This window comes from Clostridium sp. DFI.1.208 (assembly GCF_024463855.1).
GTDB lineage: Bacteria > Bacillota_I > Bacilli_A > Erysipelotrichales > Erysipelotrichaceae > Clostridium_AQ.
Genome location: NZ_JANGCA010000018.1, coordinates 41,480 through 52,910 on the forward strand (window position 1 = coordinate 41,480; position 11,431 = coordinate 52,910).

Below are 11,431 nucleotides of genomic sequence, written 5' to 3' on the forward strand. Positions count from 1 at the left end.
GCTAAAACGCTAGCTATTATTCTTCAAATAAATCTTCATTATCCACAAGTTCCACTTTATTCTTCTTTATGTCCTCACTTACCACAGTTTTCTCATCATCAAAGACTACATCCTTTTTGATTACGACAACTGGGATTTTATCTGATGTGCCTACAGTTCTTCTATTGTAGAAGTTGTTACGTTCACCATCATGTTCAACTATCAACGCACCTTTTTCCTTTAATTTCATTAACACCATCTTAGGATTCTTAAAGCCATTGCTAGTTAATAGACGGTCGAACTGCTTACGTGAGAATGTTATATCAACATCATTGTATTTTCCCCAGATCGTTGTAGAATAGTTCTTCTCGATTCTATTATTAGGACTGTAAGAAGAACCCTTATACGCATAGAAATGGGATATATTCTCTGATACAAAATCCATAATTAAATCGTAGGCATTCTCTGCTAATTTGATTTCGTTTTGCTTGTCCTTAGCACTCTCAATCAATAGGTTTACAATGTTTTCAGTATCCCATTCAACATCAAGAGTATTTTTCAAAATATCGAATGTTACAAGGAAAATTGCAAACTTAGATGCGATTCTATCTGAAAAATGCTTCACATATGGTTTGAGTTTAGGAATAAGTTCATCTGTATAATCATTCCAGTAGTCAATAATGTCATCTTCATCATATTGAATCAATTCCTCAATGAACAACTTACCAAACGTACCATAGTTCCGTGTTAAGAATTTTTTGATTCTGTTTGATTGTTCAGCTGAATCAGTCCATGGGAAATCATTAAACTCAGTTAAACGAATCACCGTACTTCCCACAGTCTTTTCTTTCATTTGATCTAATATCCGAATTTCTCCAGAGCTTAGTAAGACAGTACGAAATGTTTCATTCTTCTGTAACAGACTATCTCTATTTAATCTAGCCTTATCAACACCACTACAGAACTTATAAATCATAGTGTTCATGTTCTTAATGTTGTTCGTGCCTGCTTCATCAAATGCTATTGGAAATCCTTGTATCCCACTTGAAGAAATTGTTTTTAGTAAAGCATTTTCCGTAGAACTCCATGATTTTACAAGAGAACCATTTCCACTAGACACCGTACACTTACCCCAAGGGGACATGGCAAGCATTAAAGCACTTGATTTTCCAGTACTCGAATTACCACTTAGGTTGATGAACAGATTTTCAGCATCAATGCTTTCGGCTAAGATTCCAAGCACTGGAGCAGTAAGACCTAAAGTTAATGCTAACTGTAGGTAAGCATTACATTCTAATTCTTTTTTTATGAATGTAATGTAGTCACCAACATTTCCCTTAGATTTTAGATTATATTCTCCTATGTAAGTAGACTGTATATCTTTTCCAATTACTTCGTTGAGTAAATAGGTATTTGTACGCTCACCATCTTTGTAATACCAACCAAGGTGCTTATGAGCGTAATGAACTGGGATGGTATTATCAGTTTTTGCCCAAAGCAAGTATTCTAGGACTGACTTTGCATTAATCTCATTTATATCTAAACCAATATCCGCTAACAGCAATAATGATGATTTTGATAACTGTGACTCTGTTATCACTTTTTCTTTTAATGCGTTGACTGGATCTCTGAAACTTAGATTTAGGTTCCATGTATTATCTTCAATTACATTTAAACGATAGACAATGTTGATTTCTCTGCAAAGAATTACGTACTCATTTAATTCGTTTAGTATCCATACATATTTATTTTCTAACTTAAACGGTTCTTTTTCATCCATTTTTCATTACCTTCACTTTCAATTTGTGGGATTTGCGGGATCGTCCTAAGAGTTCATGACCTCAAAGGACAATCCCACATTTTCCACATGTATCAAACTATGAAGTAACCTTTTTCCGTTAAATCATAGTTAAATTCTTCCGCTGGGTCAGCGTACTGAACATCTTGTACGTTTTCAAAGCGGATGTAATCTGACTGCTCGTTGATTACAACACTTACCCAGACCTGACATCCGATGAACTCCTTAAGTTTGCGAGTTCTGCACGCTTGTGCCAGTCTGTTAATCATGTCCCAAGAATGCTTAGGAGTCAGATTTGTTTTAAGAGAGAGGGTGTATGTACTATCATCATCAAGTACAAGATCAAATGTTACTTTAATCTTATCAACATTGATGGGTTCTACATTTTTGATTGTAGCAAAGTAGACACCTGCTTCTAGAGTGTTGCCTGTGTAACTTGGAACTACTTGATCCAAAAAATTTACTTTGTTCATTTTTTCGTCCTTTCTTGTGGTGCATGTAGTACGTCTACCATAATTCCCACATTATGTAGTGTCAGTTGTGAAGTAAAGAATCCCCACATCTTCCACAAATTTCATACTGCTTTCTAGAAAACAATGTATGTAATCCCACCTTTACATACATTTAATGCTTTTGTAACCTCAGCAAGTATGTACTCACCTTAGCACGTCTATAGTTTAATCCGAATATTCGCTAAAGTAAACCTTTAGGAGTATTCCTTTATCTTTGCTCTGCATTTGAAAGAAAACACTTGAAAAAGCCTATTTTCATTGGTATTATGATTATATCCTATCAAACAAAATATTCACTTTTAAGGAATATTTTAGCAAAAAGAAAGAGGTGTTTTCTGTATGAGTGCGAAAAACAGGCTAGAAGCAGAAAGATTGAAAAGAATAATTTTTATGGTTAATGAAAGAAACACGAACCCTAAGAAAAAAGGATTCAAAACCGAAAATGAGATTGTCGAAGAATATAACAAAAAATATCCAAATGATTCATCTCTAACACAAGGAAAATTATCAAAAATAAAAAAAGGAACGATTGAAAAGCAAGATGGTTTTTATACTGTGCTTACTGATGAAGCACGATTTCGCATTGTAGAAAACGCTTTTAAAAAGGCAAAAGGAAGTGTATTAGAAGTGAGGGAATTTGCCATCCATTGCGACGGTAGTGTTATGGATCTTTTTAGGACTCTTGAAAGATATTTTTACAAAGATATTTTCGATGTTAGATTCGACAATCAAAAATTATTTTTCAAAGCATTTTACGACCCATCACATTTTATACAAGACAATGATGGAAATGAAACAGAAGTTGATTATAAAGATATTATAAATGTACTAATTCGTATTGATAACAAATTGAACAAAGAGCATGAGCAAAAAGATTAGCAAAAAAAATATGGTATCTGTGTGCTAACCACGAATACCACATTTTTTTACTATAGACTTTCTACAAAGTAAAGACACACTCCTGATTCATCTCCTGTAAGGTACAACACAAAAAGGGAGACTCTTTTATCATCTTCAATGATTACCTCCTCACATTCTGGGCATTCTTCCATTAGATTAAACGCTTGTTTGACTTCCACGCACTCTTTGACGGTTTTTATTAAAAAGAGTTTTACTCCATAATTTTTATCTGTTCCCCAATCGCTATTCTTAGGGTATTCAGTATCGTTGATTTTTAAATGTGTTTCAACATGTAGTTTTAATTTGTCGTAACCTCTAGCGACAAGGCTAGTGACGACTTCCTGTCTGTTTTTATCTGTGATTTCCATAATCGTATCACTTCCTTTCATTTTTTGTTTACGGAACATAGGAACTTAGAAAACTATATCTATAAGCAACGTATTCGTGTTTAAAATCGCTAATCAATTATTCTATGACTAATTGGTCGTTTCCTAACAAAATTTTCTTACAATGCAAAAATAGAGCCAAAGCCTTTTTTCGGCTTTGACTCTATTAATTTTATTCTACAAACGATTACTTAACATGTTTTACTTTTTTACGAATCACAACTCCCATTACTAATAATGTACTTAATGATAATATTACAAATGGTAAAGTATTTGTTGAATCACCTGTTGCAACATCACTTGTATTCTTGATTGTTTCTTTTTTGTCAGTTGATGGTGTTTCTTTATTGCCATTAGTATTCGGTGTTGATGGTTTCTTATCGTCAGTATTTGGTGTAGTTGGTTTAGTTGGTTTCTTATCATCATCTGATGGTTTACTAGATTCCGTCTTTTCCATTACTACATACGTTGAGAAATGAGTTGTAGTAAATGAAATTGAATCGCCATTTACTACACTTTCAAGTTCTTCTAAATTTCCTTTATCATCCATATAGTAAACACCTAAATCTTTATTTAAAAGATTTTTAGGGATTGCGATCGTTAAATCTACACTACCTACAGGTTGGATATATTCGTCATTGCATAATAAATTCATATCATATGCGACATATTCCTTATCTAAGTTTAAATCGGTTCTTTGTGTTGACTCTAAGACTGCACTATCTGGAATTGTTCCAACTTTAGCATTAAGTTTGATTTCTGTATTTGTTGACTTATATTCTTTGATTTCTCTTTTGTCAAATGGGATTATCACTTTTCCCTGACGATCAACGATATTGTTATTATCATCAATGAAATAACCTTGAAGAATTGTGTTATAACCAAAAGGATCAGTAGCATCTTCGATGATGTATTTTAAATCATAGACACCTCCTTGCTCTCCATAAAATGTACCATCAGGTTTGTTAACAATTATCCCTTGATTAGCAAGAGCTTTTACTTTTTTCACTGTACCATCCATCATTTCAACCTGTAAGTTATATTGTACAGAATTATTAAATATCGAATCTAAAACATTATCATTATAATGAACAACAAGGTCTGCTATTGCATGTGCTTTACGATTAATTACTTTACCTTCAACTTTAACTACTTTTGATTTTACAGGTTTTTCTATTGTTACGCTTTCACCGTTTTTATTAGTTATAATTACATCTGCTAAAATTTCAAATTCTTGAGCAGTATTTATAAAGTTTTTTTCATTTGCAGGATTATTTTTTATCTTGTTCTCTATTTCATAATCTTCTGTGTTTACCCCATCAATTTTTAATGAAAAATCAAGGTAAGGCAATGTAGTAATTCCTGTGTATTGTTGATACAAGATACCATAATCTTTATAGTCATCATATGCTGAACTATAACTTTTACTCATTTCAATATATTCTGTATAATTATTTATAACTTCTATATTTTCAGCAGTTAAATTAGTTAGAACTTTATCTTCTATTGTTGAGTTTTCTACAGGTACATCATTTTTTTCATTTATGTTTTCTGAATTGTTTTCTACAGTAACTGTGTCTGTTGATTCCTCATTTCCTGTTGCATGAATCGCACTACCATTGCTTATAGTATATGTAATACCAAAGCATAATAATAAAGCTAATATTTTTTTCATCTTCTTCTCCTTTTTACATCATCAAATCATGTTGAAGATCGACAAGTATCTTACCTAAAGTGATTTTTAATGATTTTAATAAGTTTAGCCTATCTTCACTTGTTTCAGAGTTATTCTCTGCTTTTGCTAATTCTACTTCAATTTTCTTCAATCTATCTTCTGCCTCATCATACAAATCTTTTTTAATTTCTCTTAATTGCTTGCGTTTTATGTTTTTTGCTATTAATCCGCCCGTTAAAGCAACTCCAGCCACAGGCAACGCACCTAGAACTAACACACCAGCAGCCATTCCACCGCCAACGATTGAACCAGCAGTTGCTAGTGCTGTAGTAATACCAGCTGCTGACAATCCTGTTATACCTAAACCGTATAATGCGAGAAATGAAACTCCAGCTCCACTACCTGCACCCAAAGCGTTTGAAAGAACATCAATCAAAGGACTATCTTTAATCGTCCTTGTAGGGTCTCCAAGTGTTTTTGATGCTTCATTGATTACATCTACAACAGGTTGTAACGATTTAATGTCCTTGAATATCATATCCTCATTTTTCTTGCTTTTCTCCATTTTTCTCTCCTTTTCCATACCTTAATGTAGTTATATTTGCAGAATACTACACACAGTAGTTTATACAATTATATTACTACATCTAAGAGTTTATTTCAACATCGCACTACCATTTATTCTATAATTTAAAAACAAAGGGGGTGCAATCCTATGAGAAATATTGGAGAAATCATCCAAGATAATTTAGAGATGAAAAACATGACTCAATCTGAATTAGGTGAAAAACTAGGTCTTTCTCAAAAAGCCATATCAAAATATGTAACAGGGAAGTCCCTGCCATCTATTGAAACCTTGGAAAAAATATGTTCAATTCTTGATGTCAATATCACTTCTTGCTTTAACTTAAACTCAATCAATTCTTTATCACCTCAAAATAAGGATGAAATTGATGTATTAAAATACTATCGATTGCTGAACAGAAAAAATAAATCCCTTGTCAAAGACTTATTGAATGCTTTGCCAAAAGATTAGCGCATTTATCGTTCATTACCCAAATGGTGTACATCTGTTCAGAATCAGCCATTCCCACACTTACCGTATGAAATTCAAATGTATTCTCGTATTTAGGTTTCGTACTACTCTGTTCGATTCTAATGAATTTATTTGAACATGTTACCTTGAATTTCTGTAGGTAGTCTATGTTATTCTTCTTTCCTATCAGATTATCAATCATCTGCCAAATTATTACCTGAATGGAAAGGGGAACTACTGAATCAATTCCCCTAGTTATGTATCGTTTATTATCAAACATATAAAAAATATCCCTTAACCACTGATTTATTGGTTAAGGGATTTATTTTTGATTGACAATGTTTCGCAGATAGTTGACAAATTCATCACTGAATAATTTATCCTTGATTGCTTTATCAAATAACTGAATGAACTCCATTTCGGTAAGGTCACAAGGTCTTACAAGCATTCTGTTTTGAATCTTGCCACTACGATCCCGCATGTCCTTATACAGACAAATGCGTACTTCTTCACGCTCTAGTTCCTTGACGTAGATTTTTTCAAACGCATACGTATAGCCTAACCCGTCTTTATCTGTAATCTTAGTTGACTGTAACAAGGTGCAGTATTTTGTTTCTTTTGCCTGTGATACTTGTGGTACGATTGCCTTAGTCTTTTCCTTTATTGGAACAGTCTTAGTTGCTGTTACTGCTTTCTGTACTTCTTCTGCTTTCATTTTTTCCTTCTCCTTTAGTTTTACTAAAATCTTTTATCTCTGTTATTACGATTAATGTGATTCCTATCGCTAGCCCAAGTATCTGGAAGAAATCCTTCTTCATTTTGACTTTTTCCTACTGATTGACTTGATCTTGCTATATTGATAAAAAAAGTCAACCGCCAATTTCAGACCTTGATAAATTAGCTTGTAATTCTGCATCAACTCATCTCCTTTACTTTTGACTTTACTTTGCATTGGAATAGCAACATTAAATAGAATCCGTAGTATTCACTGATTTCCGACGCAATTTCATTTAATGCGCTGATTTTTATAGATTCCAAACCATACTCCTTGTATTTCTTCAATGTGTAAGTAAACGAATAGGGGAGTTTTACAAGGATTTTAGAAACATCATACTGATTTTTAAATCTGAGTTCAAAGTTAAGATTCAGCTTGAAGTACTTATCTGTTTTCTCTGTTGTATATGTTAATGAGAAAGCTCCTTCGAAATCATCATATTCATCCTTATTATCAAATACCTGTATATCTTGTTTGCCAACTTCAAGAACATCGCAACGTACGTATATTTTAGGCTCAAGCATTATTTTCACCTCCTTTCTTTTAATTGGTGCAACCTAACAAATGCCCAGCATCACCCCCTTTCTTTTTGTGGTGTCTGTGGTAACTGTAAATCATGTACTTTTTAAACACATGTGAAATTCACTTAGCATGAAATCTAAAAAACATGAATGCTAAAAATCCTCGTTGGTAGGACATGAAAAAAAGGCATTCAACGTAGTTTCCTCTTAGAATGCATACGTTAAATGCCTTTACATATAAAAAACTCACTTTTACATGAGTTTACGTGTTTTTTATTGGAGCAGATGAGGGGAAATGAAAAAAAGCGAATAACATTGTACCATTTTCATTTAAAAAGCCTTTAAACATCGCATATATTCGTATACTGCTGCACCATTGCTAAATACCTTTTTTTATAACTTTTTACAAAATTTTCGTCATATTTTCGCCATGAATCGCCATTATAAAAGCCGGTATGCACCGGCCTAGCTCTCTATAGGAAGATTTTGGGAATTTCTGACAGGGGAAGAGAGCCAATGAAAGTATATTATAAATCTATGCACATGTAAATATAAAATATTATTCATTCTATATCATCGTTATAATATCTTGTAATATTCTACTTTAAGGGTTAATATAGAATCATAGTAGTGGAGGAAAGAAAGAATGAAAAAATTTAAAGTTTACAGGTCCTTTGGTGATTTGGATAAACAGATCCGAAAGCATGAACTGATTGCCGTTGAGTATGGAACATCTATTGAAGAAGCTGAAGAAGCAATCATAAAATGTATAAAGGCCGACCTTGATACAAATCCGGATGCACAGGCTTATAGAGATTTCACAACCCTTGTTTATGAACTCGAATTCAATGAAGACAATCATAAGAATAAAACATATAAATATTGTACAATCGGTATCATACAGCCTGACTATGCATCTGAGAACATCGTAATTGAGTATGGTATCAAAGAAGAAGAAAGTATATCAACACCATAGCTATTTAAGTATGGTGTTTTATTTAATGAGTAAAACACGTATAAATATGTGTTATTTATATTGATATACGTATTTACACGTGTTATAATATAGATGTAAAAGGAAGGAGATATCAGGATATGCCAATGACAGCAAAGCAAATGATAAAGTACCTCAAGAAAAATGGATTTCAAGAAGTACCTAGTGGTGGTGGTTCACATAGAAAGTTCTGGAATCCAGATACCAAGAAAACAACGGTCGTACCTTATCATTGCAAAGATTTAAAAAAAGGCATGGAGCAAGCGATATTGAAGCAGGCGGGGCTAAAAAAATAGCCCTTGCCTGCGCGGTTATCCTAATATCTTATATTAAAGGAGGTTTATGATATGTCAAAACTTTATTATCCTGCTATTTTTCATGAAGCTGAGCCAGATGAAAAAGGTTACTGGGTTGAATTCCCGGATCTACCTGGGTGTTTAACACAAGGCGAAACGCTGGAAGAAGCTGCGGAAATGGCAGAGGATGCACTTGGTACGTGGTTCGCGCCAAACCCGTTGGAACCAGCTCAAGAATTTCCGAAGCCATCGAATCCAAGCGATATCAAATTGCAGGGCCGTGATTTCGTTTTAATGGTCAAATATGATGGTGTCGAATGGGCCAAACGGTATAACAACAAAGCTGTCAAAAAGACGCTTACTATTCCGGCATGGCTGAATGATCTCGCTGATAAAAACAACATCAATTATTCACAAACCCTGCAGGATGCGCTTATCAAAAAACTAGGCATCTAGCAATACATTTTTCATTATTCTCATCCGTAATTATTATAGCAGCAAGAAAAACACCCTACTTAACGATAAGCGCGTAGGGCGTTTTTTTATTCACTTTGTCCGAAAATATCGTTATATTATTACCCTACAGATTTCAGCTCATCGATCTGTTTTTGTAAGTCCACAACTGTTTCCTGCAACTGTTCGACTTGTTCGATCACTGTCACTGCATCAGCTCCATCGATTGATTTCCATATCACTATTTCCATCTGCTGTCCAGCATCCAGGGGCTTTGTTAAGGTGACATGCGTTGCATCATGTGTGTAGTCGATCGTTTCCGCTGTCCTAAGTCCATTGATATACACCTCTAGGATATCCAGAGTAGTGTTATATCCGGCTATACCAATATCGAATACCTTTTGGCCGGCTGTACTGGTCATAACATTCGTAAACTTCCGGATGAGAGTTGAGGTAGACATTTGTTCTTTTATTCCTGTAAACCATGTATTGAAAGCTGTATTGTTGGATGTCCTATCCTCATAGAATGCTGTCTGATACTGCGTGAATAGTGTTGTCGTATCTACCTGATCGACAAGCCCGGTAACTACACCGCACACACCTGCATCCAGTCGAGTGTCAGTTATAAGAGATTGTGTTATAGCAGTTGTCTGCTTCGGTACACTGACCAGCGCTAGTCCTATTTCAAACACCGCAGATGTTCTCTCTATCGCTGGCGCAACTGGATTTGTTGCACTTGCTCCTTTCTTAATCATAAAATCGATTGTACGTGCGGTAAAGTCTAGGCGGATCACCACACGATCTATACGGTTTAGTGATACATCAGATGCAGCAATAGATATTATTTCATCTGCATCTGATATGAACCATTTCCAATCCAGTCGTGCCTCTCCTTTTTTAATGACGATGTTCATTCCTGTGCCAGCGGTTACCTGTAAATTATCACTTGGGGTCGCAAAAACACCATTTGATATCAATTTCCTAAGTCCATAGTTAAAATCATTTGCATCATAGATTCTATCTTTATTCACACTATTGAAAAAACCATACTTTTTCGACATTCACTATCCCTCCTCATGCTCCAAATGTAGGTGTTACGATATAGCCATTCTCATCTTCTGATTCCATAACCTCGATGATACGTGAGTTTATAGATATCCCCCAACGGTCATTCTCGATCGTGACGATATCGCCCAGTTGATAATCTTGGCGGTACTGATAATTTACGTTCATACTGACTTCGCCATCAAAGGCTTGTGTCATTGCTGTTTCTGATAATTTTTCGTACCCACGTTCCGTCAATGCTTTATCATACGCTACATCTGACACTTCACCTTCATTTGACGATATGTCTCTGGCATCTACGAATATTTCTCTGCGATCTATACCTTCTGATGTTCCAACCGGAAGTTTTCGGCGTTGTGCACCTTCTCCTTCACCTGCAACAAGAGCAAAATTTTTATGTTTGGAATTCACCTCAGTGTATGTACTTGATATTAGATTATCGTTCTTATCTGAAAATACCACATGCGGGTTTTCATCCTGCGCATAAGAACGGTCAATACCCTTATATAACTCAAATAAGAAACAGTTATCTCTCAGTGTCATACGGAATCCCATCCCATTTGCTTGACAAACAGCTGTGACAACATCCCCGATTTCATCACCAGTATATTGTGCATTCAGTTTTTCACGATACCCTTTTATTGGCGCGATACCGATGATATCGATTTTACGTGCGTTTATTTTAGGATCTGTGATATTATCCTTTATCAGTGCAATAAGTCCATTTTCAACAGTTCCGCTGACCTGTGTTTGATTATATACGATTCTTCTTGTAAGGAGAGATTCCGCAAAGCGACCAATCACCTTTAGATATTCTGTTTCTCCATCATCTGTTATATTGATATCCTCAATAATTCCTACATATGGATCATCGTATCGTAAAACGTAATAATCTTTACGCAATAACTCATAACGCTCCTGATCCATGGCAACGTATATTTCAAAGTCACCAAGATCATAGTATCTACTCATCCAGATAACAGATGCTGTTTCAATGATGCCAAGGCGTTGAAATTGACGATCACATATGATTAGCTGCAT

General features: G+C 34.6%; 14 protein-coding genes. 5 read left to right on the forward strand and 9 right to left on the reverse strand.

Annotation, left to right across the window (positions count from 1 at the left end):
• Nucleotides 1-16: 16 nt before the first annotated feature.
• Nucleotides 17-1,759, reverse strand: a complete 1,743-nt coding sequence (locus NE665_RS10930; RefSeq protein ID WP_117444154.1) for a DUF927 domain-containing protein — start codon at nt 1,757-1,759, stop codon at nt 17-19.
• A gap of 92 nt (nt 1,760-1,851) precedes the next feature.
• Nucleotides 1,852-2,250 (reverse strand): hypothetical protein, encoded by a 399-nt coding sequence (locus tag NE665_RS10935; protein ID WP_117444153.1) that lies wholly within the window; start codon nt 2,248-2,250, stop codon nt 1,852-1,854.
• Between the two features lie 378 nt (nt 2,251-2,628).
• On the opposite strand from NE665_RS10935, the gene NE665_RS10940 reads away from it, so the two are divergent.
• Nucleotides 2,629-3,168 (forward strand): hypothetical protein, encoded by a 540-nt coding sequence (locus NE665_RS10940; RefSeq protein WP_117444152.1) that lies wholly within the window; start codon nt 2,629-2,631, stop codon nt 3,166-3,168.
• 50 nt (nt 3,169-3,218) lie between these two features.
• Here NE665_RS10940 and NE665_RS10945 read toward each other — a convergent pair whose 3' ends face one another.
• The 3 genes from NE665_RS10945 to NE665_RS10955 all read right to left on the reverse strand — a co-directional run bounded on the left by NE665_RS10945 (nt 3,219) and on the right by NE665_RS10955 (nt 5,815).
• Nucleotides 3,219-3,557 carry a hypothetical protein gene (locus tag NE665_RS10945; RefSeq protein WP_117444151.1) on the reverse strand — a complete coding sequence of 113 codons (339 nt, stop codon included), beginning with the start codon at nt 3,555-3,557 and terminating at the stop codon, nt 3,219-3,221.
• Nucleotides 3,558-3,762: 205 nt separating this feature from the next.
• Nucleotides 3,763-5,250 (reverse strand): hypothetical protein, encoded by a 1,488-nt coding sequence (locus tag NE665_RS10950; protein ID WP_117444150.1) that lies wholly within the window; start codon nt 5,248-5,250, stop codon nt 3,763-3,765.
• Nucleotides 5,251-5,263: 13 nt separating this feature from the next.
• Nucleotides 5,264-5,815: a hypothetical protein gene (locus tag NE665_RS10955; protein WP_117444149.1), complete on the reverse strand. Its 552-nt coding sequence runs from the start codon at nt 5,813-5,815 to the stop codon at nt 5,264-5,266.
• Nucleotides 5,816-5,965: 150 nt separating this feature from the next.
• Between NE665_RS10955 and NE665_RS10960 the strand changes: the two genes are divergently transcribed.
• Nucleotides 5,966-6,286, forward strand: a complete 321-nt coding sequence (locus NE665_RS10960) for a helix-turn-helix transcriptional regulator (protein ID WP_117444148.1) — start codon at nt 5,966-5,968, stop codon at nt 6,284-6,286.
• Between the two features lie 322 nt (nt 6,287-6,608).
• On the opposite strand, the gene NE665_RS10965 is transcribed toward NE665_RS10960, so the two are convergent.
• Nucleotides 6,609-7,001 carry a hypothetical protein gene (locus NE665_RS10965; protein WP_220431407.1) on the reverse strand — a complete coding sequence of 131 codons (393 nt, stop codon included), beginning with the start codon at nt 6,999-7,001 and terminating at the stop codon, nt 6,609-6,611.
• A gap of 200 nt (nt 7,002-7,201) precedes the next feature.
• Nucleotides 7,202-7,585 (reverse strand): hypothetical protein, encoded by a 384-nt coding sequence (locus tag NE665_RS10970; protein WP_117444146.1) that lies wholly within the window; start codon nt 7,583-7,585, stop codon nt 7,202-7,204.
• Between the two features lie 643 nt (nt 7,586-8,228).
• On the opposite strand from NE665_RS10970, the gene NE665_RS10975 reads away from it, so the two are divergent.
• From NE665_RS10975 to NE665_RS10985, 3 genes are all read left to right on the forward strand, one after another.
• Nucleotides 8,229-8,558, forward strand: a complete 330-nt coding sequence (locus NE665_RS10975) for a carboxylate--amine ligase (protein ID WP_233104639.1) — start codon at nt 8,229-8,231, stop codon at nt 8,556-8,558.
• Between the two features lie 119 nt (nt 8,559-8,677).
• Complete coding sequence (locus NE665_RS10980) at nt 8,678-8,872, forward strand: type II toxin-antitoxin system HicA family toxin (RefSeq protein ID WP_233104638.1); 195 nt, start codon at nt 8,678-8,680, stop codon at nt 8,870-8,872.
• 51 nt (nt 8,873-8,923) lie between these two features.
• Complete coding sequence (locus tag NE665_RS10985) at nt 8,924-9,328, forward strand: type II toxin-antitoxin system HicB family antitoxin (RefSeq protein WP_233104637.1); 405 nt, start codon at nt 8,924-8,926, stop codon at nt 9,326-9,328.
• Between the two features lie 119 nt (nt 9,329-9,447).
• On the opposite strand, the gene NE665_RS10990 is transcribed toward NE665_RS10985, so the two are convergent.
• Together NE665_RS10990 and NE665_RS10995 are read right to left on the reverse strand one after the other, a co-directional pair.
• Complete coding sequence (locus tag NE665_RS10990; protein WP_233104636.1) at nt 9,448-10,386, reverse strand: hypothetical protein; 939 nt, start codon at nt 10,384-10,386, stop codon at nt 9,448-9,450.
• A gap of 13 nt (nt 10,387-10,399) precedes the next feature.
• Complete coding sequence (locus tag NE665_RS10995; RefSeq protein ID WP_233104635.1) at nt 10,400-11,431, reverse strand: siphovirus ReqiPepy6 Gp37-like family protein; 1,032 nt, start codon at nt 11,429-11,431, stop codon at nt 10,400-10,402.

Coding starts and splice junctions, on each gene's coding strand:
- NE665_RS10930 (WP_117444154.1), bottom strand. CDS start 1,759: ATGGATGAAAAAGAACCGTTTAAGTTAGAAAATAAATATGTATGGATA.
- NE665_RS10935 (WP_117444153.1), bottom strand. CDS start 2,250: ATGAACAAAGTAAATTTTTTGGATCAAGTAGTTCCAAGTTACACAGGC.
- NE665_RS10940 (WP_117444152.1), top strand. CDS start 2,629: ATGAGTGCGAAAAACAGGCTAGAAGCAGAAAGATTGAAAAGAATAATT.
- NE665_RS10945 (WP_117444151.1), bottom strand. CDS start 3,557: ATGGAAATCACAGATAAAAACAGACAGGAAGTCGTCACTAGCCTTGTC.
- NE665_RS10950 (WP_117444150.1), bottom strand. CDS start 5,250: ATGAAAAAAATATTAGCTTTATTATTATGCTTTGGTATTACATATACT.
- NE665_RS10955 (WP_117444149.1), bottom strand. CDS start 5,815: ATGGAGAAAAGCAAGAAAAATGAGGATATGATATTCAAGGACATTAAA.
- NE665_RS10960 (WP_117444148.1), top strand. CDS start 5,966: ATGAGAAATATTGGAGAAATCATCCAAGATAATTTAGAGATGAAAAAC.
- NE665_RS10965 (WP_220431407.1), bottom strand. CDS start 7,001: ATGAAAGCAGAAGAAGTACAGAAAGCAGTAACAGCAACTAAGACTGTT.
- NE665_RS10970 (WP_117444146.1), bottom strand. CDS start 7,585: ATGCTTGAGCCTAAAATATACGTACGTTGCGATGTTCTTGAAGTTGGC.
- NE665_RS10975 (WP_233104639.1), top strand. CDS start 8,229: ATGAAAAAATTTAAAGTTTACAGGTCCTTTGGTGATTTGGATAAACAG.
- NE665_RS10980 (WP_233104638.1), top strand. CDS start 8,678: ATGCCAATGACAGCAAAGCAAATGATAAAGTACCTCAAGAAAAATGGA.
- NE665_RS10985 (WP_233104637.1), top strand. CDS start 8,924: ATGTCAAAACTTTATTATCCTGCTATTTTTCATGAAGCTGAGCCAGAT.
- NE665_RS10990 (WP_233104636.1), bottom strand. CDS start 10,386: ATGTCGAAAAAGTATGGTTTTTTCAATAGTGTGAATAAAGATAGAATC.
- NE665_RS10995 (WP_233104635.1), bottom strand. CDS start 11,431: ATGCAGCTAATCATATGTGATCGTCAATTTCAACGCCTTGGCATCATT.